We start from the raw sequence: 21759 nt of genomic DNA on the forward strand, positions 1-21759 counted from the left end.
CCCGACCCCGATCGCCGCATAGCATCAGACCGGATCCCGCGATGGCCGTCTCTTACACCACCAGCGCGGACGTGACCTCACCGGGATCAGCCTGCGGCTCAGCGCCGAATCTGCCAACGACGGTCGAGGGCAATGGTAGGTGTGGTCTCGTCTCCGCGGCGTGCCAGGCAGATGTACGACCGAGAGATGAGGGCAAGGGCGACGGCGCCCGTCCAGACCCAGGTGAGCCAGGACGGTCCGAGGCGAATTGTCGCGGCTCCGGCCAGCGGGGCGACTGCGGTGACCAGGGACAGCGACCGGGTCCAGCCGCTCTGCCGGAACCGCGCGGAAATCGTAAAAGCCGACCGGTCGTACAGGGAGAGCGCTGCGGAGAACAGCAGGGCCGCCAACAGCGCAGCCGTCATCGAGGAGGTCACCTGCGCGAAGGTCACCGGTAGCGAAACCAGAAACGGGAAGACACCACCGAACTCGGACAGCACATTGCCCCATTTGGCGTACCGCCCGAAGCTGTTCGTGCGCAGCCGGGCCAGTTCACCCGAGGTGTTCGCATAGATGATCAGAGACGAGGTGGTTGCCAGGGCCGCACCCATCAGCAGGATGCGTACCGCGTCCGGGAAGGTGGCGTAAGCGAAGGAGAGCCCCAGCAGGAAGGTTATCGAGGCGAGGATGCCACTGGTGAAGGCGACGCTGGCGCTGGTCTCGTCCGACTGGAGCGCACCCAGATCATCCTTCTCGAAGCGAGAGATCTCGAACGCGGGCCCGCTGGGAAGCCACAGCAGGGCAGTGATCTGGTACGACTCCGACGCGAGCAGCGCGGACCACTGGAGCGCGCCCTTCACCGGAACGATGAACCGGTCATCCGGGTCGACGTACTCGACCCGCGACTTGTACTGGCAGTAGAACCTGTCCTGTTCCGGACCGAAGTAGTCCGGCATGAGCGTGCGCACCACGAAACCCCGGGACAACAAGAGACCAAGCATCGCCAGGTTCTGCGGGCTCGTGACCGTGGACACGGACGGCAGTTCGCGGCGTTCCGGCGCCCAACCGATATCGAGCAGATCGTCGAGCAGCGCGGCCCCGAGGCCCTGGTCACGGCGGTCGGGATGCACACCCAACGCGCCGATGTAGAGATGGTGCATTGATGGCGTTTCCCGTCGGAGGAAACCGACGACCTGGCCGTCGAGGCGCACCACTCGGACGCGGCCCTCACGCACGGCGTTCTCGATCTCGCCCGGGGCCGCGGGTTTCTGGGTCTCGTCGTCGACCGGAAAGCAGGCTTCGTCCAGTGCGACGAGCGCGGCGATCTCAGCCTCCGTCGCATCATGAATGCTCGCTGCGGTGCTTCGGGGCCGCCTTGCGGCACTGCCTGTCGTCATCCACCCATCGTGGACCGCCGATTCAACCCGCCACATCGCCGCCGATGGATCGGTGCGAGGGCCAACAGGGGACCGAGGACCCTGTGCAGGTGGATCAGCACGTCTTCACGACTGGACCGCCCGATCGGGCGGTGGCGGTGGACCGCCGCTCGGCCTTACCCACGCACGTTGTATCGCGTCGGCCAGCCCGATCAACGTGTCCCCGTTGAGGGTGTTGCCGCGATCCGCGACCGCCGCACCGATCGTGACCTGGCCGGGGTGGTCGCCCCAGTGCAACAGCGCACGGTGTAGGCGCCGCCCGTCTCGGCGCCCGGGTGATGAAAGTCGGACAGCTCATGACATGACCTGCGCTGGGGTCTGACTGGATGGCTGGGAGGTACGTGCGCCGAGGAGGTCGAACGTGGTCGCCGTCGGCGCGCTGTTGAATCGCTTCGATCATCTTCCCAAGATCATTATGGCTGGTCTTTCCGCAAGCGTGCTATACGGTCAGCAGGTGAGAATCGAGCGGCACTGGTGGAACGGGGACCGGAGTATGCGGGGACGTCGCGACGTCTACATCCGCACCGACGGCCAGCGATGGGAGGTAGAAGCGCAGGCCGGCGGCACCGCAGGTCGGTCGAAGCTACATCCCTGTCCGGGTCGGGCGTCTGCGGAGATCCTCGCCGGCGCATGGCTGGGTGGGCGTCCGGAGTGGCGGGAAGTGGCGGCCTGACAGTGGACGTCAGGAACACTCCTGGCAGACGTCCCGGCCGTCGGCCTGCGCGGCGAGCTGGCTGCGGTGGTGCACCAGGTAGCAGCGCGCGCATCGAAACTCGCCCGGCTGCATTGGCACGACCGCCACAGTCAGCTCCTCGCCGGACAGGTCCGCGCCGGGCAGCTCGAAGTTCTCGGCGGCCTCGGCCTCGTCGAGGTCGACTCTTGCTGACTGCGGCGCCGCGCCGCGCACCTTGAGTTCCTCCAGGCTGTCGTCTTCAACGTCAACGGCCGGTCGGCGCGGTGCGTCGTAATCGATGGGCTTGCTCATCGTGATGGCCTCTCCGGCTTTGGTTCACGGGTGTCACGTCGGTAACCCGCGGCCCATGTCGTGGCGCTCAAGCGAGCGGTGGAAGGGTAGCGCTCGCCCTTGGATGCGAGGGCGCCATAGGCAGTGATCGCCATCCCGGCGGAGAATGACTCCCACTCCCCCGGCCATGGCCGGCCCCCGACAGGCACTGCCAGACGGTGTCCCGGACCGGTCGTTGCCGTCTGTCGCCCTCGCGAAGAGATAATCCGTGACCGCGACGCGAAGTGCGCGCCCGCGCTCCTGCCTCTGAAGGCATCGACATCCTGCGCACCCCGCCACAAGCGCCGAGGCCAACGTGTACGCGGAGAGACGGGTGCGCACGGTACGGCACGAGTGCCTCGACGGGATCACCCCCGGCACTTGCTTCCCCGGCACCTGCTCCCCGCCACCTGCTCCCCGCCACCGTCGCCGCAGACACCCGGAGCCGTGTGCCGACGAAGGCTCCACCAACGGATCAGCCGCTCCGGCGGTTGCCCCACTGGCGCGGGCCCTGGACCGAGCCCCGACCGTCAAGGCGCTGACCCTTTCCATACGGTTGAGGCGAGGCGCCCTTGCTCTTCCCGCGCCGGGCAGCCCGATTTTCGTAAACGGCAGGGTCGTCGGTCTCGGTCTCGGTCTCGGTCTCGGCCGTGGTTGGCGTGTCGGCATCCTCGGCGTGGGCGTCTTGAACGGGATCAGGCTCCGACATCGGTATCTCCCTGGATTCGTGGGGCTTACTGCGGACCATCGCCAGCCGCAGACTGCTCCGGAAGCTCGGCGAACGGCGTGACGCCGGGATCTTAGTACTGCGCCTCAGGCCGACGCGCGCCAGATCTGACGCGGGACCCCGGCGATGGCTCCGGCATACGGCGGGCCGCCGGGATGTCGGGTGGTGGCTGCCGGGCATCCGGCAGCCAACATTCGACAGGCGGCACGGACAGCTTCAGGGGGAAGCGGTTCGGGCTCGCCGCGCCTCTACATCACCTCGCGCCCGTCGCGGTGAGCGTGAACGGCACGCGGCGCCCAGACAGAGCTGGGCCAGTACGTACCGGGTCCCGCCCGGGATGGTGCCGGACTCGTCGGCGGCCGACGACGCCGAGCAGGGTGCACGACTCGTCGTAGAAGTACAGGTCGAAGCGCCGTCCTGCGGCCCACTCGACGAGCCGTAGGTCTTCCAGTGCCGCCGGCTGCTGTGGTCATCGCCGTCCGGCCAGTCGCGATCGTGCGGGCCATCCGCGTGCCGCCGGCGCGGATGTCGCCGTTTCGAGAGCACTAACCTCGGGCGATGCGACACGTCCCCGTCGAACCGGCCTCGCTCACCACGGCCGAACGCGCGATCGATGCCCGCTTGCGCGTCGCGCTGGCCCGGCTGCCGCGTCACGGGCCGGCCGGGTGGCTGACCGAGTTCCTGGCCTTCGGGCTCAAACAGGCATGGGCATGTGTGTTCGGTGCCGCCATGCTCGCGGTCGTCTGCGCGGCGCACCTGTGGTATCCGGACGAAGCAGCGTTCGCCCGCAACGATGCCCTCACGGTCGCCGCCATCGCCATCCAGGTCGCGATGGTGGCCGGTCGCCTCGAGACCCTGCGCGAGCTACGAGTGATCGTCCTGTTCCACCTCGTCGGAACGCTCATGGAGCTGTTCAAGACCCACATCGGTTCGTGGACCTACGAGCCCGACGGCGTGCTCCGGCTCGGCGGGGTGCCCCTGTTCAGCGGCTTCATGTACGCCGCGGTCGGTTCCTACATGGTCCGGGTGAACCGGTTGTTCGACCTGCGCTTCACGCGCTACCCGAAACGCTGGTTGACGGCCGCCGTGGCAGCTGCGATCTATCTCAATTTCTTCGCCAACCACTACGTGCAGGACCTGCGGTGGCTGCTCGTCGCGCTCGTCGCACTCGTGTTCGGGCGCTGTGTCATGCACTTCCGCATATTCCGGGTGCGGTGGCGGATACCGCTGCTGCTGGCCTTCCTCCTCGTCGCCTTCTTCATCTGGCTCGCGGAGAACATCGCCACCTGGTCGAACGCCTGGCTCTACCCGAGCCAAGTGGGCGGATGGCATCCGGTCTCGCTGACAAAGCTGACGTCGTGGTTCCTCTTGATGATCATTTCGGTCGTGCTGGTCACCTGGATCTCGCCGCCGCAACCGCCCGACGACCGGCAGCCGCCCCGACAGGCCGATGAGAGGGCGCCCGACCCGGTGCCAACCGGCCAGCAGGAGCGGCGGAACAGTCAGACGCTCTGAATCCTGACCAGGTCTCCGCTTCCAGCGGGACCGCCGTCCGCGAGAGTCGTCAGCGGGACCGCCGTCCGCGAGAGCCGTCGGCGCAGCCCCGGCCCACTGTCCGGTCGATATCCACTCACGCCCGAGGCGGGCAGTGGGTCAGGAGGCTGCGGCGGACTTCGTGGTGGGGCCGGCCGAGGCGACGCCCTGAGGGGGGCGGCGGGTCAGGACCTGGGGGCCGGAAGCCGTGATGGCGACGGTGTGCTCGGAGTGGGCGGTGCGGGAGCCGTCGGCGGAGCGGATCGTCCAGCCGTCCTTGTCGAACTTGATTTTGTCGGTGGAGCGGCAGAACCAGGGCTCGATGGCGATGGTGAGGCCGGGGTTAAGTTTCAGGCCGCGGCGGGGGCGGCCGTCGTTGGACACGTGCGGGGCCTCGTGCATGGTGCGGCCGATGCCGTGGCCACCGAACTCGGCGTTGACGCCGTAGCCGTAGGAGCGGGCGACCTCGCCGATCGCGGCCGAGATGTCGCCGAGGCGGCCGCCGGGCTGGGCGGCGGTGATGGCGGCCTCCAGTGCGACCTCGGTGGCCTCGATCAGCTTCAGGTCGGCCGGGTCGGGGGTGCCGACGACGACGGAGAGCGCGGAGTCGGCGACCCAGCCGTCGATGCCGACCGCCATGTCGATGCTGAGCAGGTCGCCGTCGCGCAGGACGTAGTCGTGCGGCAGACCGTGCAGCACCGCGTCGTTGACCGACAGGCACAGCACGTTGCGGAAGGGACCGCGGCCGAACGAAGGGGCGTAGTCCCAGTAGCAGGATTCGGCGCCGCGTTCCTTGGTCCGGCGGCGGGCGTGGTGTTCGAGGTCCATCAGGTTGACGCCGACCGCGGCGACACCGCGCAGTTCGGCGAGCAGTTCGCCGACGAACTGGCCGGTCACCGCCATCCGGTCGATCTCCTCGGCGGACTTGAGCTCGATCACGACAGCCTCCCTCTCCCCTGTGCGGTATTTTTATACCACGTCAGGTCGGGATGCTCCGGGGGTATCCTGCTGGCATGGTTCGCCAACCACTCACCGCCGAACAGATCGCAGCGGGCCAGCGCCTCGGAGCCGCCCTCCGGGCCGCGCGGGCCGGCCGCAGCCTCGTCGAGGTGGCCCTGGCAGCCGGCATCTCCCCCGAGACGCTACGCAAGATCGAGGCGGGTCGCCTTCCCGCGCCGGCGTTCGGCACCGTGGTCGGCCTCAGTCAGGCCCTCGACGTCCCGCTCAGCGACCTGGCCGATGTCTGGCGGGCCGACGTGCCCGTCCGCCAGGCGTCCTAGTGACCAGCCGCCCGAAACGGCTCGGTGGTCGAGCTGGCGACGCTGGTCACCGGACGCGGCGGTGTGTCTTGGAAGATCTTGCTTGCTAGCTGATCGAGCGGAATCGCACCCGCGGAGACGACCCTGCGGGCCGGACTGCGCCGGCTCGGCACGTGTCATCTTCGCCTCGCGGGTCCAGGCGTAGCGCCGGCGGCAGCGCTCTCCTGATGCCCCAGCGCCGTCGCGGCAGGCCGTAGACCCGCACGGCAGCCCGCAATAAACCCTCGACGCCGGCACTCGCGCTGCGCGAGTGCCGGCGTGGCGACGGTCTAGGCGCTCAGTCGCAGCCCAACCCCTGGGCGTACGCGGGCGGCGGGTTTCCGGCGGCGACCTTGTCGGCGATCTCCCAGAACACCTCCGGCCAGTCGCCCTCGTCGTTCATCTGGTGCAGCACGCGCCAGTTGTGGCTGCTGCGCAGGGCGTCGCCGGCGCGCTGGAGGGCGGCGGCGTCGCCGACCCGCTTCGCGCGTAGCCATTCGGCGATCCATGCGCAGCCGACCCGGGAGGTCACCTGGGCGCCGAACTGGTAGGAGTCGTTGGTGCCGACGTCACCCAGCGCGGTGGGGTCGAAGTTCGGCGGAAGCGGCACGTCGGCGAGCACCTTGGCCGCCTCCTCGTTAACCCGCGCGGGCGTGACGATCTCCGCCGGTAGCGCGGCCAGCCAGGTGCGTACGTCGACGCGGACGACGGCGGCGAGGACCGCGTCGAACTCGTCCCGGCTCCAGCCTCCTGCGGTACGGAGCTCGACGAAGACGCCGTCGCGGGGGCGGAGCATGACCGCGAAGTCGTCGGAGCTGTAGCGGAACACGTCGCCCGGCCAGCCGTCGACCCGCACCGGTTGCGGGGGGCTGACGTGGAGCCGGTCGGCGTGGAAGCCCTCGTACTGTCCGGCCGGGTACCAGTTCATCTCCAACTGGCGCCCGCCGTTGCTGAACGCGATGGTGCCCTGCTGCTCGGTGAACCCGTAGACGGTGGTCACCTTCCAGCCTGGCTGGTCGATGAGCAGCCGCGGGTTCCCCTCGGCGGCCTTCATCGCCACGGGCGAGTAGACGACGGGGGCGCCCGCACTGGCGGCATCCGTGACAGGTGCCCGACTGCCGGCCGGACGTTCACGCAGCACGGTGGACACGGCGAGCAGGCCGGTGAGGACGGCGGCGGCGGTCAGCGCGCCGGCGAGGCGGCGAACGATGACGCGGCCGGCTCGGGAGCGTGGTGGCGGTGACTCGACGACGCGTTCGAGCCTCGGCTCGGACATGATCTCCTCCAGGAGGGTCTGCTTCGCCCCGTCCAGGCGCCGGATGACGGCGGGTCGGTAGGGGTCTGCGTCTCGAACCATCCGGTCGAGGTGCTCCTCGGTCATCGGCCCTCCTTCGGGGTGGGTGCGGTCAGGACGTCGAGTACATGTCCGGGTGGGTCGGGGTCGTCACGGACGAGGTCGCGCAGCCTGGCCCGCGCGCGAGAGAGGCGGGTACGGACGACGGCCGGGCTCACCCGGAGGACCGCTGCCGCCTCGCGGGGCTCCAGGCCCTCCCAGACGGTCAGCATCAGCACCTCCCGGTCCAGCTCACAGAGGCGGCCCAGCGCGGCCTGGACGGTGAGCCGTGCCGGCACCTCGCTGCCCGGGTCGGCGGCGATCGCGGCCGTGAGCCCCTGTCGCAGCCGCTCGCCCAGCCGCTGCCGGCGTCTGCCGCTGCGGTGGTGGTTGGCGAGCACCCGCCGGGCGACGCCGTACAGCCACAGCCGGGTCTCGGCTTCCGTCGGCATCTCGTGTCTGCGCCGCCAGGCCACGAGGAAGGTCTCCGCGACCACGTCGGCCGCGTCCTCGGGATGCTCGACGCGCCGCAGGGCGTACGCCAGCAGCGGCTCGAAGCCTTCGGCGTAGACGCTTCGGAAACGGTCCTCGTGCTCGGTCACGGAGCTCACGTCACTCCATGTCCGGTCGGACGCCGATCGTGACGGGCCGTCGCCACGTGGGCGTCGTCGTCAGACGGCGTCGAGCGGCGGCGGCGTCGGTCGACTCCCGTGCCGTCCGCACGTCGACCGGAGTGCCGCGGCGGCCCCGCCGGTCAGGAGCGGCCGGAGCTGATGCGGTCCAGGTGGGGCGCGAGTTCGTCGGTGATCAGCAGGTCGCGACGGATCTCGTCGTGCGGGTAGCCGGCCCGGCCCACCATGTGCGCCGCGACGGGCGCGGTGGCGAGTTGGAAGGCACCGACGAGCACGAGAGTGGTGATGTCCACCCCCGTACGCAGGCGCAGCGCGCAGCCGAGCAGGACGAGCAGCAGGCCGAGCACCTGGGGCTTGGCCGCCGCGTGCATCCGGGTGAGCAGGTCGGGGAAGCGCACCAGCGCCGCTCCCGCGGCGACGCAGAGCAGCGCGCCGGCGATCAGGCAGACCGCGGCGATGACGTCGAGGACCGCGTCGAGGGTCACTTGTCGTTCTTCCGAGCGGCGAACCGGGCGACGCTGACCGAGCCGACGAAGCCGAGGATGGCGAGGACGACCAGCACGGGCAGCGCGGTGGCGTCGCGGCTGTAGGCGGCCTCGGTGGCGATGGCGGCGACGACGACGGCGAGCAGGACGTCGGTGCCGACGGCCCGGTCGAGGATGGACGGCCCGCGGATGATGCGGACGAGGGTCAGTCCGACGGCCAGGGCGAGCAGCGCGACGACGGTCACGGTGACGGCGATCATCTGGATGCCCCTTCCGGGTGGGCCGGCTCCGACTGGCCGGCGGGGTCAGGTTGCGCCACGCGGCGCAGTTCGTCGGGCGAGCCGATGGCGGCGACGATCCGGGCCTCGAGTTCCAGCACGCCCCGGCGGAACCGCTCCACCTCGTCGCGGCTGCGGACGCCGATGACGTGCACGTAGAGGGTGCCGGTCGTGCGGTCGGCCTCGATGATCAGACTGCCGGGCACCAGCGACAGCGCCTCGGCGGTCAGCGTGAGGTTGAGGTCGGTGTTGACCCGCAGCGGCACGGCGATGATCGCGCTGAGCGGGGGCTTTCCGGACAGCGCCAGCCAGGCGATCTGGGCGGAGGCGACCACGAGGTCCCGCAGGAAACGCGCCCAGAACCGCGCGAGCGGCACCGGGCGGATCCGCCCGGCGAAGGTCACCGGCGGCAGCGGGAACACGGCCAGCAGCAGGGTGGAGAGCACCAGCCCGCTGATCAGGTTGGCCCAGGAGAGGGTGCCCCACAGCAGCACCCAGACGGCGGTCAGCCCGGTCACGGCGACGATCCGGTTGCGCCGGAGGGCCGTGCGGGTCAGCGGCGGGTTCGCCGGCGCGACGGGCTTCGGCGGGCTCATCGGGTCACTGGTCACGGGGCACCGTCCGGAAACACGGCCTCGACGTACGGGGTCCGGCGCAACAGGTCGTCGGCCGCGTCGGTGCTGATGTCGAACAGCGGCCCGGCCACCACGGTCAGCGCCAGGCCGAGCACCACCAGGGCGGCGGTCGACCCGATCATCAGCCGGGGCAGCACGGCGCCCGACGCCTCGGGGTCCGCCTCCCGGTGCGGCTGCTCGGCGCCCTCGGTGCGGGCGGCCGGGGCGGTGTCGCCGGCGGCGGGCATGTCCGGGTGCGGGGCACGCCAGAAGGCCAGGTTCCACACGCGGGCGATGGCGTAGAGGGTGAGCAGGCTGGTGAGCAGCCCGCCGACGACGAGCGTCCAGGCCAGCGGGCTGCCGTCGTCCACGCCGGCCTGGACGAGGCCGAGCTTGCCGAGGAAGCCGGAGAACGGTGGGATGCCGGCGAGGTTGAGCGCGGGCAGGAAGAACAGGACGGCCAGCAGCGGCGAGAGTCGGGCCAGCCCGCCGAGGCGGTCCAGGGCGGTGCTCCCGCCCCGGCGTTCGACGAGGCCGGCGGCGAGGAACAGCGTGGTCTGGATGGTGATGTGGTGCACCACGTAGAAGATCGCCGCGGACAGCCCGAGGGAGGTGCTCAGGCCGACGCCGAAGAGCATGTAGCCGATGTGGCTGATGAGGGTGAACGACAGCAGCCGTTTGACGTCGGACTGGGCGACCGCGCCGAGGATGCCCACCACCATCGTCAGCGCCGCCACCACCAGCAGCAGGTCGGCGGTGCGCCCGCCGGGGAACAGCAGCGTCTCGGTGCGGATGATCGCGTAGACGCCGACCTTGGTGAGCAGGCCGGCGAAGACCGCCGTGACCGGCGCCGGGGCCGTCGGGTAGCTGTCCGGCAGCCAGGCCGACAGCGGGAACACGGCCGCCTTGATGCCGAAGGCGAGCAGCAGCATCCCCTGCAGCATCAGCCGGATGTCGTCCGGCAGCGCGTCGAGCCGGTCCACGAGCTGGGCCAGGTTGAGCGTGCCGGTCGCCGCGTAGACCAGGCCGATCGCGACCAGGAAGATCAGCGACGAGAGCAGGCTGACCACGACGTACGTGGTGCCGGCCCGGATCCGGGTCTCCGTGCTGCCCAGGGTCAGCAGCACGTAGCTGGCGACCAGCAGGATCTCGAAGCCGACGTAGAGGTTGAACAGGTCGCCGGAGAGGAACGCGTTGCACACGCCGGCGGTCAGCACGAGGTAGGTCGGGTGGTAGACCGCCAGCGGCGTCTCCTCGTTGCCGTCGGCCGTGCCCTGCCCGATCGAGTAGACGAGCACGCAGAGGGTGACGGCGGCGGAGACGACGAGCATCAGCGCGGCGAGCTGGTCGGCGACCAGGACGATGCCCAGCGGCGCCACCCAGCCGCCGACCTCGACGACCAGCGGCCCGTCCACCGAGGAGCGGACCAGCAGCGTGGCCGCCACGGCGACGGTGGCGGTGAGGACCGTGAGGCTGACCCAGCGCTGGGCGCGGGGCCGGCCGACGAGCAGCAGCGTCAGCGCCGCGCCGAGCAGCGGCATCACCACCGGCAGGGGTACGAGCCAGGTCATCGGCCCCTCCCCGCGTCCCCGGCCGGGCTCGCCGTGGTGTCGTCTGCGGGCACGGTGACCAGGGCGATGTCGCCGTCACCGTCACCGTCTCCGGCGTCGTTGTCGGCGGTGCCCGGTCCCTCGTCCCGGTCGGCCAGCTCCATGATGCGGCGGTCCTCAACGTCGTCCTGCACCTCGTCGTGCCCGTTGAGGTGCCAGCTGCGGTACGCCAGGGCGAGCAGGAACGCGGTCATGCCGAGGGTGATGACGATCGCGGTCAGCACCATGGCCTGGGGCAGCGGGTCGCTCATGTCCCCCTCGGCGGTGGTGCCGACGATCGGCGGCCCGCCGGCCTTGCCGCCGGTGAGCAGCAGGAGGTTGGCGCCGTTGCCGAGCAGGATGACGCCCATCAGCACCCGCGTCAGGCTGCGCTCCAGCAGCAGCGTCACCCCGGCGGCGAAGAGGACGCCCACCACGAGGACGTAGGTCAGGTTCGGGTTCACACCAGCTCCTTCGTCCGGTCGTCGGCCTGTTCAGTCTCGCGTTGGTCGGTCTCCTGCTGCCGGTCCATCTCCGCGCCCAGGCTGCGCAGGATGTCCAGGACCAGGCCGACCACGATGAGGTAGACGCCGACGTCGAAGAAGACCGACGTGACGAAGTGGACGTGGCCGAAGACCGGCAGGTGCAGGTCCAGCAGGGCGCTCTGGAGAAACTCTCCGCCCAGCAGCATCGCGGCGACGCCCGTGCCGACCGCGACGAACAGCCCGGCGCCGAGCACCGCGCCGGCGTCGACCGGGGCGGCCCCGTTGAGTTCCGTACGCCCGCCCGCGAGGTAGCGCACGGCCAGCGCGAGCCCGGCCACCAGTCCGGCGGCGAAGCCGCCGCCGGGGGCGTTGTGCCCCGAGAAGAGCAGGTATATCGAGAAGAGCACGATGGCGTGGAACAGCAGCCGGGTGACGACCTGGAGGATGACCGACTGCTGGCGGGTGGTGGCGCCGGTGGTGAGCCAGCGGGGCCGCGCCGACTCGGTGCGGCCGACGCCGGGGATGCCCCTGCGCAGGTCGAGGTCCCGGGAGTGGCGGAAGATGAGGCTGGCCACGCCGGTGGCGGCCACCACCAGCACGGCGATCTCGCCCATGGTGTCCCAGGCCCGGATGTCGACCAGGGTCACGTTGACGATGTTCTTGCCGCCGCCGTAGGAGACGGCCTCGTCGGGGAAGTCGACGGAGATCGGGGTGGCGATCCGCGCTCCCGCCGCGACGTACGCCATGCCGGCGGTGACCACGCCCACGGCGACGCCGAGCGCGATGCGACCGCGCCGGCTGGACCGGATGGGCCGCTCGGAGAACTTGGCGGGGAGGTGGCGCAGGACCAGTACGAACATGACGATCGTGACGGTCTCCACCAGGAACTGGGTCAGGGCCAGGTCCGGGGCGCCGTGCAGGATGAACAGCAGCGCGGTGCCGTAGCCGGCGACGCCGACGAGGATCATCGCGGTCAGTCGGCGCCGGGCGCGGGCGGCGGCCACGGCGGCCACGATCACCACCGCGGCGGCGACGGCCTGCAACGGGGTGTCCCACAGCTGGAACCGCTGCGGCCAGGGCATCCCGGCCAGCAGCGCCCCACCCGGCAAGGCGACCAGCACCAACAGGATGACGCCGAGGTAGAAGGGGAGGGAGCCGCGCTGGGTGGCGCCGGTCAGCTCCACCGCGAGCCGGTCCACCCCGCCGATGAGCCGGTCGTAGACCGCGGCCCCGTCGAAGGGCAGTCGGACCGACGAGCCCAGCCGCCGCCGGTGCCGCAGGAGGAACAGCCCCACGCCGCCGGCGACCGCCAGCGCCGACAGGCCCAGCGCCAGGGTCGGGCCGTGCCACAGCGCGAGGTGGTAGCCGGGCTCGGCGCTCGGGTACAGGTCCGCGTACGGGGCGAGGACCTTGTCGACGGCGGGCGCGAAGAGCCCCACCGCCAGGCCGGCGGCGGCGAGCACGACGGCCGGCGCGAGGAAGGACCACCCGACCGGCCGGGCCTCGGTGGCGGGCACGTCGCCTTTGGTCGCGAACGCGCCCCAGACGAAACGCAGCGTGTACGCCACGGTCAGCGCCGAGCCGAGCACCACGCCGGCGAGCACCACCAGGTCGGCGGTGCCGCCGTGCAGGAACGCCTCGACCGCCGCCTCCTTGGCGACGAATCCGGCCAGCGGCGGGAGGCCGGCCATGGAGGCCGCCGCGAGGCCCGCCACCACCGCGAGCGCCGGCGCCCGCCGCCCGAGGCCGCTGAGTTCGCGCAGGTCACGGGTGCCGGCTACGTGGTCGACGACCCCGACGACGAGGAACAGGGTGGACTTGAACAGCGCGTGGGCCAGCACCATCGCCGCGCCGGCCAGCGCGGTGTCGCGGGTGCCGGCGCCGAGGACCACCATCAGCAGGCCGAGCTGGCTGACCGTGCCGTAGGCCAGCAGCAGCTTCAGGTCGACCTGCCGCAGCGCCGCCCACCCGCCGAGGAACATGGTGATCAGCCCGCCGGCGAGCAGTATCGGCCGCCACGGGGTGACCCCGACCACGGCCGGTCCCATCAGCGCGACGAGGAACACACCCGCTTTGACCATCGCCGCCGCGTGCAGGTAGGCGCTGACCGGGGTGGGCGCGGCCATGGCGCCGGGCAGCCAGAAGCTGAAGGGGAAGATCGCCGACTTGCTCAGCGCGCCGAGCAGGATCAGCACCAGGGCCACGGCCAGGTAGCCGCCGCCGGGCAGGTCGGTGGCGATCTGCGACCAGCGGTACGTGCCGGCGTGCTGCCCGAGCATGACGAACCCGGCGAGCATCGCCAGGCCGCCCAGGGTGGTCACCAGCAGCGCCTGCATGGCCGCGCGCCGGCTGGCCCGCTTGGTGGGGTCGCTGCCGATCAGCAGGTAGGAGAGGACGGTCGTCAGCTCCCAGAACACGTACAGCAGCAGCAGGTCGTCGGAGACCACCAGACCGAGCATCGCCCCGGCGAAGGCGACGAAGACGGCCGCGAAGCGGCCCAGGCCCGGGTCGTCGGAGCGGAAGTAGCGGGCGCTGTAGGCGAGCACCAGCGCCCCGACCCCGCCGACGAGCACCACCATCAGCCAGGCCAGGGTGCCCATCCGCAGGGCGATCTCCAGGCCGAGCTGGGGAACCCAGGTGACCGTCTCGACGACCGGATTGCCGGAGCGGACCGTCCCGGTCCGGGTCAGCGCCCAGACCAGGGTCGCCGCGGGAGCCAGGGCCACCAGGTAGAGCCCTTTTCGGCCCCAGATACGTATCAGTCCCGGGGCGATCACGGCTGCGAGTGCGTGGACCGCCACCAGAACCAGCACATACCCTCCCCAGAGTTCGACAACCGGTTAGCCAACCCTAACCGGTAAGGAGCGAATCTGCATATCGGCGATACGGCGCCGCCGGCGTGCCCGTGCCCGCCGGCGGCGCGAACGGCCGGCCGCCGGGCTCCCGTCGGGAGGTCCACGGGGGGCGATGCGGCGGCCTCGTCGCCTGCGCCCCTCCTGCTTATCATGATCAGGAGGCGATCGACCACCCTGCGGATACCCTTGGCGACCTGGCGAGCAGGGCGACGACGCGCACCCGGGCGCGACGCGACGGCGCCGGAAATCGAGGGCGACGGATGGGTGGGGCGATGCGGAGTGGGGTGCTGGTGTCGACCCGGACGGCTCTCGCCGGGGCCACGGGCAACGCCCTCGTGATGGGTGTGGCCGAGGTGAGCACGCCGCTCGGCTGGGTGCTGCTTCCGGGGCTGCTCGGCGTGTCCACCCGCCCCCGGGTGGCGGCGCTGATCTCCGCCTGGGCGGCCGTCCTGCTGGCGGCGTCCGTGGTCGTTCCCGTCGTACCCGGGCACCGCGCCGATCCGTGGGCGCTCGGCGCCTCCGTGGCGAGCCTGGCCGCCGTACCGCTGCTGGCCTGGGCCCGGCGACGCCGCGAGGAGCGGGCCGTCGCCCGCGTGCCCGCGCCCCGCGACGTCGCCGTGTTCACCATGCCCGCCGGCACCGGACGCGCCGCGCTGGCCGTCTGCCGCGCCCCCGGGGAGGTCGCGACGGCGGTACCGCTGCGCCGGGGCGGCCTGCGCGTCCTCCTCGGCATGGCGCACGGCGCCACCCTGGCCCGCCCGGAGCACACCCGGGCGCTGGAGTCGGCCTTCCGCGACGAGGCCCTGCGCGGCGGAGGATCGCTACCGCGGATCGCCGGGGCCCTCGACGACCTCGTGCGGGACATCGCCCCGGGCGGCTACCTCGCCGCCACCCTGGTGGAGGTCTCCCCCGAGGGGCGCGTCACCCTGCTGCGCTGCGGCGGCCCGGACGCCACCGCGCACGCCGCGGACGGGACCCGTCCCGCGGACCTGCCCGACGCCGGCCCGCTCGGCCTGACCGGGGCGGCGACGAGCGTGGCGGAGGCGCCGGCCGGCGCCCGGCGACTGGCGGTCGCCCCGGCCGCCGACGGCGCCGGGTCGCGCCGGCCGACCGAGGAGGCGCTGCGGTCCCCGCGTGCCGCGGACGCCGTGGTCGCGCTGACCCGACGCCCCGGCGACCGCCGCCGGACCGGCCCGGCACTGGTGGTCGACCTGCCGCCCGAGCGGCCCGCCTGACCGCCGACCACGGCCCGCGGGAAGCGTCCGACCCCGGTCGGCGGGCGGCGGGCGACCTCGGTCAGCGGGCGGCGGCCCCGGTCAGCGCTGCCAGCGCACGACCCCGCCGACCACGGTGAGCGCCACCGAGAGATCGCGCAGGGCCGCCGGCTCGACCCGGTACGGGTCGGTGGGCAGCGCGATGAAGTCCGCGAGCATCCCCGGGGTCAGCCGCCCCTTCAGGTGCTCCTCGTAGGAGGCGTACGCGCCGGCCTCGGTGAAACAGCGCAGCGCCGTGTCGAGATCGACCCGCTCGTGCGGGTCCACGCCGCCGGGCGGGGTCCCGTCGGGCTGCTGCCGGGTCACCGCGGCGTGGATGCCGAAGAACGGATCCGGGTCCTCCACCGGGGCGTCCGAGCCGAAGGCCACCGTCGCGCCGGCGTCCAGCAGGCTCCGCCAGGCGTACGAGGCGAGGTCCCGGCCGGCGAGCATCCGGCTGGTCAGGGGGATGTCGCTGGTGCAGTGGGTGGGCTGCATCGAGGCGATCACGCCCAGCCGGGCCAGCAGCGGCACGTCCGCCGGGCGCAGGTGCTGGGTGTGCTCGATCCGGTGCCGCAGCCGCCGTACCGCCGTCGGGTTGGTACGCGCCGACTCCTGCCAGTTGGCGTACGCCCGCAGCACCATCTCGTTCGCCGCGTCGCCGATGGCGTGTGCCGCGACGGCGATGCCGGCCCCGGCCGCCTTCGCCACCAGCCGCTCGAACTCCTCCGCCGGGGTGACGGCGATGCCGTGGTTGTCGGGCTCGCCGTCGTACGGCTCGGTCATCAGGCAGGTGTGCGAGCCGAGCGCCCCGTCGGTGAAGATCTTGACCGGGCCGGTGCTCAGCCAGCGGTCCCCGTCGCCGGTCGCCCAGCCCAGGTCGATCACCTCGTCCAACGCGGTCGACGGGATCGACTTGTGCACCCGCAGCGGCAGTTCGCCCCGGGCGTACAGGGTCTGGTAGGCGGCCCGGCAGTCCTGACCGTCGATGTCGTGGATGCTGGTCAGGCCGACGGAGAGCAGCCGGGGCAGGTGGGTACGCAGCTGCGCGACCAGGTCACCGCTGAGCGAGGTGCGCATGACGTCGTACGCCGCGTCGCCGGCCGACTCGCGCAGGATGCCGGTCGGCTCGCCGCGTTCGTCGCGGACGATCTGCCCGCCGACCGGGTCGGGGGTGTCGGCGTCGATGCCGAGCCGCCGGAGGGCGGCGGTGTTGACCCAGGTGGTGTGCCCGTCGATGGTGGGCAGCACGGCGGGCCGGTCCGGGCAGACGCGGTCCAGGTCGGCCCGGGTCGGCTGCACCGGGCGGTCCCACTTGTGGCTGTCCCAGCGCCCGCCGAAGAGCCAGGCGTCGGGCGGCAGGGTGGCGGCGTGCCGGGCGATCCGCGCCAGCGCCTCGTCGAGGCTGGTGGTGCCGCGCAGGTCCACCTGCTCCAGGCCGCGCACGTAGAGCGCCGAGTGCAGGTGGCTGTCGATCAGGCCGGGCAGCACCGTCATCCCGCCGAGGTCGACCCGGCGCGCGCCGACGCCGGCGCGGTCGCGGCACTCGTCGAGGTCCCCGACGGCGACGATGCGCTCGCCGCGCACCAGCATCGCCTCGGCGTGCGGACGGGCGGGGTCGAGGGTGTGGATCCGGGCGTTCTCGAAAACCGTACCGGTCATGGGCTGCCTGCTTCGACGGTCGGGCGGGGCCGTCAATGCTAGACAGCCGCCCTCGGCGACGGGCGCGGTGGCACCCGGAGGCGGGGCGTCGGGGAGGGCCGCCACCGGGCCGCTTGCGGTACGCTACCGGCCAGTCACTACTACGACCCGTCGTGATCACCGTCGGGCACCCCGCCCTCCGGTGGCCCGACACGGAGGTGCCGGATGGCTGACGACGCGGAGCTGACCGCGTGGGCGCTGGCCGCCGGCCGGGGTGACCGGACGGCCGCCGCCTGCTTCGTCCGGGCGACGCAGCAGCAGGTCCGCCGTTTCCTCGCCGCGCTGGTCGCGCCCCGCGAGGCGGACGACCTGACCCAGGAGACCTACCTGCGGGCGATGCGGTCGCTGCCGTCGTACGCCGGACGCTCCTCGACGCGGACGTGGCTGCTCGCCATCGCCCGCCGGGTCGCGGCGGACCACGTCCGTACCGTCACGTCACGACCGCGCACGGTGCCGATGCCCGCCGGGTACGACGTCCCCGACCCGGCGCGCAGCGGCTTCGACCGGCAGGTCGTGCTCGAACGCCTCATCGCGGCGTTGCCGAGGGACCGGCGGGAGGCGTTCGTCGCCACCCAGGTGCTGGGCCTGTCCTACGTCGAGGCCGCACAGGTGTGCGGCTGCCCGGTGGGCACCATCCGCTCCCGGGTGGCCCGGGCCCGGGAGGATCTGGTCGCCGCCGCGCACGGCTGGTCGGAGCCGGACGCGGGCCGGGGCGGCGACGCCACCGGCTGACCCGCCCGCCCGCGCTGACCTGCGGGAAGGCCACGGTCCACGAAACTGCGCGGGAACCAACGACGGGCCCGGGACGACTACCGGTACATGGGGTGTGAGCAGTGGCGTGAGGTGCTGTCGGCGCAGTTGGACGGGGAGGAGACCGCCGCCGAGCGGACAGCCGTGGCGGCCCACCTGGCCGGCTGCGCCGGCTGCCGGACGTGGTACGACCGGGCCACGGCGGTGACCCGCCGGGCGCGGCTGTCGGTCGCCGTCGCCGGTGACGACCGCACCGACGTCATCCTCGGCGCGCTGCCCACCCCGGCTCCGCGCCGCCGACGGGAACGGGTCGTGCTCACCCTGCGGGCGGTCCTGGGCCTGGTCGGGGCGCTGCAACTCGTGCTGGGCCTGGCGCAGATCGGACGCGGCACGGCGAGCGCCCACGCCCACACGGCGGCCGGCGGGCTGATGTCGGGGCACCTGTGGCACGAGTCGGCGGCGTGGAACGTCGCCGTGGGCGCGGGCTTCCTCTTCGTGGCCGCCCGACGCACCCCGCCGACCGGGCTGGTGCCGATGTTGAGCGCCTTCGTCGGCATGCTGGCGCTGCTGTCGGTCAACGACCTGCTGACCGGGCGGGTGGACACCGCCCGGCTGGTCAGCCACGGCTTCCTGCTCGCGGGCTACGTGATCGTCGTCGCCCTGTCCCGCCCGGGGCTGCGCCCCGACGGCCCCGCGCGGCGCAGCCTTCCGGACGAGCCCCGCTGGAGCCTGCCCGACGACGAGCCCACGGAGTCGCCGGGGCTGCGGCTGCTCCCGTCGCCGTATCCCGGCTCCGCCCGCGTCTCCGACCGCCGCGCGGCCTGACCGGTCACCAGTTGCCCGGCCGACCACCACCAACCAGGAGAAGCGCCAGACATGCACACCCCGTCCCGCCGCCCGACCGTCGCGGCCCTCGTCGCCGCCGCGCTGGCCGCCGCGCTGCTGCTCGTACCGGCCGCCCCCGCCGCCGCGCACAACACGCTGCGGGCCGCCAGCCCCGCCGACGGCGACCGCCTGACGACACCGCCGACGCGGGTCACGCTGGAGTTCGCGCAGCGGCTCGACCCGACCTTCACCACCATCGCGCTGACCGACGCCGCCCGGCGGAAGATCCCCACCGGCGGGCCCACCGTCGACGGGACGAAGGGCACGGTGACCGTCGACGAGACGCTGGGCGAGGGCACCTACACCGTCGTCTACCGGATCGTCTCCGCCGACGGGCATCCGGTGCAGGGGTCGTACCGGTTCACCGTCGCCGTCGGCGGCGACACCGCCGGCGGAGCGCCCACGGCGACCGGGGCGGTCGCCGATCCGCCGGCCGCCGCCGCGTCTGCCGCCGCGCCGACCGATGCCGCCGCCCCGCCGGCCGCCGGGTCGGTCGGGCCCGCCGCCGCGACCGGCTCCGGCGGCCTCGGGACGGGCGGCGTGCTGCTGGCCGCCGGGGTCCTGGTGGCCGTCCTCGGCGGGACCGCGCTGCTGCTGCGCCGGCGCCGCGAGACCCGCTGACCGGCAGCACCCCGCCCCTCCGGCACCGCGCCCCGGGCCGCCCCGGGCGCGAACCGCCGCCCTCCCCGAACCCAAGGGACACCGACGTGCCAGACACCACCTCCCGCCCCGCCCAGCCCGCCCGGGGCCCGGGCGCCGACTCCGTGACGACGACGGCGGCCGGTGCCGCCGGGCCGGTCGCGGACACACCCGGTGCCGCCAGGCCGGTCGTGGGCCCGTCCGGCGCCGGCGTCCGCCCCGGCTCCCGGGGGCGTGGCGCGTGGCTCGTACCCGTCGCGGCCGTGGCGTCGGCGGTGGCCGTACTCCTGCTCGGCCTGCGGGCCGGCGACGCGCTCGCGGTCGCGATCCCCGGGCTGCCGGACCCGGGGCCGGTCACGGCGTGGGCGCTGCCCGTGGTCCGGCTGCTCGCCGACGGCCTCGCCACCCTGACGGTCGGGATGCTGGTGACGGCGGCCTTCCTGCTGCCCGGCGACGGGCGGAGCGTCTCGGCGTACGGCTGGCTGCTGCTGCGCCGCGCGGGCACGGCGGCGGCGGGCTGGGCGGTGGCCGCGGTGACGCTGATCGTGCTGACGGTCTCGGACCTGCTCGGCGTCCCCGTGGACGGGCTCGGCGCCCCCACCGTGGTCAGCTTCGCCACCTCGATCTCGCAGGGGCGGGCGCTGCTGCTCCAGGCGGGGCTGGCGCTGGCGGTGGCCGTGCTGGCCCGGGCGGGCGTGTCGCGCGGGCTCGCCGCCGTGACGGCGTTGGTCGCGCTGGTCGGGGTGCTGCCGCCGGCGTTCACCGGGCATGCCGCCGGGGCGGGCAACCATCAGATCGCGGTGTCCAGCCTGGCCTTGCACGTGCTGGCCGCCGCCCTCTGGGTCGGCGGGCTGGTGGCGCTGCTGATGGTCCGCCGCAGCCGGCAGCTGGCCGACGCCGCCCACCGGTACGGCCGCCTCGCCCTGGGCTGCTTCGTGGCCGTCGCGGTGAGCGGATCGGCCAACGCGGCCGTACGCCTCGGCGACGTGGCCCAGCTCTGGCAGTCCCGGTACGGCTGGCTGGTCGTCGGCAAGCTCGTCGCCCTGGCGATCCTGGGCACCCTGGGCGCCGTGCACCGGTCGCGGACCCTGCCGGCCCTGCGCGCGGGTCGGCGCGGCGCGTTCGCCCGGCTGGCCGCCGGTGAGGTGGTCGTGTTCGCCGCCACCGTCGGGCTGGCGGTGGCGTTGTCCCGCAGCCCCACCCCGGTGACGCAGGACCCGCTCGACGCCGATCCGATCACCGAGCTGCTCGGCTTCCCGATGCCCGCCGCGCCGACCCCGGAACGCCTGGTGGGCCAGCCACTGCCGGACATGTTCTTCCTGACCCTCACCGTCCTCGGCATCGGCGGCTACCTGGCCGGGGTGTGGCGGCTGCACCGGGCCGGGCACCGCTGGCCGCTGGCCCGGACCGCGAGCTGGTCGGCCGGTCTGCTGCTGCTGGCCGCCGTCACCAACCTGGGCGTGGCCCGCTACGCGTACGTGCTGTTCAGCGCCCACATGGTGCAGCACATGGTGCTGTCGATGCTGGTGCCGATCCTGCTCGTCGGCGGCGCCCCGGTCACCCTCGCGCTGCGCGCCCTGCGTCGCCCCGCCGACCCACAGGTCCGTGGTGCCCGGGAATGGCTGCTGCTGGTGCTGCACAGCCGGCCCGCGAGGCTGCTCACCCACCCCCTGGTCGCACTGGGCATCTACGCCGGCAGCCTCTTCGGTCTCTACCTCAGCGACCTGCTCGGCACGCTGATGCGCTCCCACCTCGGCCACCTGGCCATGCTCACGCACTTCGTGGTCGCCGGATACCTGCTGTTCTGGGTGCTCATCGGGGTCGATTCGGGCCGGCCGAGGCTCCCCCACCCCATCCTGGTGATCATCCACCTCGCGGCGATGGTGGCGCACGGCTTCTTCGGCCTCGTGCTGATGCAGACCACCAGCCTCATCGCCCCGGACTGGTACGTCGCCGTCCACCCCGACTGGGCGTCGTCGCTGCTGGAGGACCAGCGGCTGGGCGCGGGCATCGCCTGGGCGTTCGGGGAGATCCCCGCGGCGATCGTGCTGGTCGTGCTGGTCCGCCAGTGGATCCGCGCCGACCGGCGGGAGCAAGCCCGCCTCGACCGGGCCGCCGCCCGCGCCGAGGCCACCGGCGAGCCGGACGACCTGGCCCGCTACAACTCGTTCCTCGCCGCCGCCGGCCGCGCCGACGCCACCGGGCCCGGTGATTCCGCCGCGGCGTCGGCCCGTACCCCGTAGACGTCGGCCCGGCACCCGTAGACGTCGGCGCGCGGCCCGGG

At 73.0% G+C, this 21759-nt stretch carries 20 protein-coding genes; 8 read left to right on the forward strand and 12 right to left on the reverse strand.

Annotation, left to right across the window (positions count from 1 at the left end; translation table 11 throughout):
• Window positions 1-98: 98 nt before the first annotated feature.
• Window positions 99-1376, reverse strand: coding sequence for a GNAT family N-acetyltransferase (locus ACPXCB_RS23810; protein WP_425877747.1), 1278 nt, complete (start codon window positions 1374-1376; stop codon window positions 99-101).
• A gap of 400 nt (window positions 1377-1776) precedes the next feature.
• Here ACPXCB_RS23810 and ACPXCB_RS23815 point away from each other — a divergent pair, with 400 nt between their 5' ends.
• On the forward strand, window positions 1777-2088 hold the full coding sequence (locus ACPXCB_RS23815; RefSeq protein ID WP_425877748.1) for a hypothetical protein: 312 nt from the start codon (window positions 1777-1779) through the stop codon (window positions 2086-2088).
• 9 nt (window positions 2089-2097) lie between these two features.
• Here the strand turns inward: ACPXCB_RS23815 and ACPXCB_RS23820 are convergent, their stop codons facing one another.
• Complete coding sequence (locus ACPXCB_RS23820) at window positions 2098-2400, reverse strand: DUF4193 domain-containing protein (protein ID WP_425877749.1); 303 nt, start codon at window positions 2398-2400, stop codon at window positions 2098-2100.
• 1303 nt (window positions 2401-3703) lie between these two features.
• Here ACPXCB_RS23820 and ACPXCB_RS23825 point away from each other — a divergent pair.
• Window positions 3704-4660 carry a DUF817 domain-containing protein gene (locus tag ACPXCB_RS23825; protein WP_425877750.1) on the forward strand — a complete coding sequence of 319 codons (957 nt, stop codon included), beginning with the start codon at window positions 3704-3706 and terminating at the stop codon, window positions 4658-4660.
• Window positions 4661-4798: 138 nt separating this feature from the next.
• Here the strand turns inward: ACPXCB_RS23825 and map are convergent, their stop codons facing one another.
• Complete coding sequence (gene map, locus ACPXCB_RS23830; protein ID WP_425877751.1) at window positions 4799-5617, reverse strand: type I methionyl aminopeptidase; 819 nt, start codon at window positions 5615-5617, stop codon at window positions 4799-4801.
• A 74-nt stretch (window positions 5618-5691) separates the two neighbouring features.
• Between map and ACPXCB_RS23835 the strand changes: the two genes are divergently transcribed.
• Complete coding sequence (locus ACPXCB_RS23835) at window positions 5692-5958, forward strand: helix-turn-helix domain-containing protein (protein WP_425877752.1); 267 nt, start codon at window positions 5692-5694, stop codon at window positions 5956-5958.
• 316 nt (window positions 5959-6274) lie between these two features.
• Here the strand turns inward: ACPXCB_RS23835 and ACPXCB_RS23840 are convergent, their stop codons facing one another.
• From ACPXCB_RS23840 to ACPXCB_RS23875, 8 genes are all read right to left on the reverse strand, one after another.
• Window positions 6275-7357, reverse strand: coding sequence for a hypothetical protein (locus ACPXCB_RS23840; protein WP_425877753.1), 1083 nt, complete (start codon window positions 7355-7357; stop codon window positions 6275-6277).
• The gene (locus ACPXCB_RS23845) at window positions 7354-7920 is read right to left on the reverse strand and encodes an RNA polymerase sigma factor (RefSeq protein WP_425877754.1); all 567 of its coding nucleotides are present in this window, start codon (window positions 7918-7920) and stop codon (window positions 7354-7356) included. The genes ACPXCB_RS23840 and ACPXCB_RS23845 overlap by 4 nt, the downstream gene beginning before the upstream one ends.
• A gap of 143 nt (window positions 7921-8063) precedes the next feature.
• Complete coding sequence (mnhG, locus tag ACPXCB_RS23850) at window positions 8064-8426, reverse strand: monovalent cation/H(+) antiporter subunit G (protein WP_425877755.1); 363 nt, start codon at window positions 8424-8426, stop codon at window positions 8064-8066.
• The gene (locus ACPXCB_RS23855) at window positions 8423-8686 is read right to left on the reverse strand and encodes a monovalent cation/H+ antiporter complex subunit F (protein ID WP_425877756.1); all 264 of its coding nucleotides are present in this window, start codon (window positions 8684-8686) and stop codon (window positions 8423-8425) included. Before ACPXCB_RS23855 ends, mnhG begins: the two co-directional genes overlap by 4 nt.
• Entirely contained in the window at window positions 8683-9300 is a 618-nt protein-coding gene (locus tag ACPXCB_RS23860; RefSeq protein WP_425877845.1) for a Na+/H+ antiporter subunit E, read from the reverse strand. The genes ACPXCB_RS23855 and ACPXCB_RS23860 overlap by 4 nt, the downstream gene beginning before the upstream one ends.
• Before the next feature lie 11 nt (window positions 9301-9311).
• Window positions 9312-10889: a Na+/H+ antiporter subunit D gene (locus tag ACPXCB_RS23865; RefSeq protein ID WP_425877757.1), complete on the reverse strand. Its 1578-nt coding sequence runs from the start codon at window positions 10887-10889 to the stop codon at window positions 9312-9314.
• Window positions 10886-11371, reverse strand: coding sequence for a Na(+)/H(+) antiporter subunit C (locus ACPXCB_RS23870; protein WP_425877758.1), 486 nt, complete (start codon window positions 11369-11371; stop codon window positions 10886-10888). Before ACPXCB_RS23870 ends, ACPXCB_RS23865 begins: the two co-directional genes overlap by 4 nt.
• Window positions 11368-14205: a Na+/H+ antiporter subunit A gene (locus ACPXCB_RS23875; protein WP_425877759.1), complete on the reverse strand. Its 2838-nt coding sequence runs from the start codon at window positions 14203-14205 to the stop codon at window positions 11368-11370. Before ACPXCB_RS23875 ends, ACPXCB_RS23870 begins: the two co-directional genes overlap by 4 nt.
• Before the next feature lie 314 nt (window positions 14206-14519).
• Here ACPXCB_RS23875 and ACPXCB_RS23880 point away from each other — a divergent pair, with 314 nt between their 5' ends.
• On the forward strand, window positions 14520-15482 hold the full coding sequence (locus tag ACPXCB_RS23880; protein WP_425877760.1) for a hypothetical protein: 963 nt from the start codon (window positions 14520-14522) through the stop codon (window positions 15480-15482).
• Window positions 15483-15563: 81 nt separating this feature from the next.
• Here ACPXCB_RS23880 and ACPXCB_RS23885 read toward each other — a convergent pair whose 3' ends face one another.
• Complete coding sequence (locus tag ACPXCB_RS23885; RefSeq protein ID WP_425877761.1) at window positions 15564-17162, reverse strand: amidohydrolase; 1599 nt, start codon at window positions 17160-17162, stop codon at window positions 15564-15566.
• Between the two features lie 204 nt (window positions 17163-17366).
• Between ACPXCB_RS23885 and ACPXCB_RS23890 the strand changes: the two genes are divergently transcribed.
• The 4 genes from ACPXCB_RS23890 (at window position 17367) to ACPXCB_RS23905 (ending at window position 21718) form a co-directional block, all read left to right on the forward strand.
• Window positions 17367-17933 carry a sigma-70 family RNA polymerase sigma factor gene (locus tag ACPXCB_RS23890; RefSeq protein WP_425877762.1) on the forward strand — a complete coding sequence of 189 codons (567 nt, stop codon included), beginning with the start codon at window positions 17367-17369 and terminating at the stop codon, window positions 17931-17933.
• A gap of 87 nt (window positions 17934-18020) precedes the next feature.
• On the forward strand, window positions 18021-18776 hold the full coding sequence (locus ACPXCB_RS23895) for a zf-HC2 domain-containing protein (RefSeq protein WP_425877763.1): 756 nt from the start codon (window positions 18021-18023) through the stop codon (window positions 18774-18776).
• Window positions 18777-18827: 51 nt separating this feature from the next.
• Window positions 18828-19457, forward strand: coding sequence for a copper resistance CopC family protein (locus ACPXCB_RS23900; protein WP_425877764.1), 630 nt, complete (start codon window positions 18828-18830; stop codon window positions 19455-19457).
• Between the two features lie 86 nt (window positions 19458-19543).
• Window positions 19544-21718, forward strand: a complete 2175-nt coding sequence (locus ACPXCB_RS23905; RefSeq protein WP_425877765.1) for a cytochrome c oxidase assembly protein — start codon at window positions 19544-19546, stop codon at window positions 21716-21718.
• Window positions 21719-21759 lie beyond the last annotated feature (41 nt).

The sequence above is a fragment of the Micromonospora sp. DT62 genome (assembly GCF_049847285.1).
Taxonomy (GTDB): domain Bacteria; phylum Actinomycetota; class Actinomycetes; order Mycobacteriales; family Micromonosporaceae; genus Micromonospora; species Micromonospora reichwaldensis.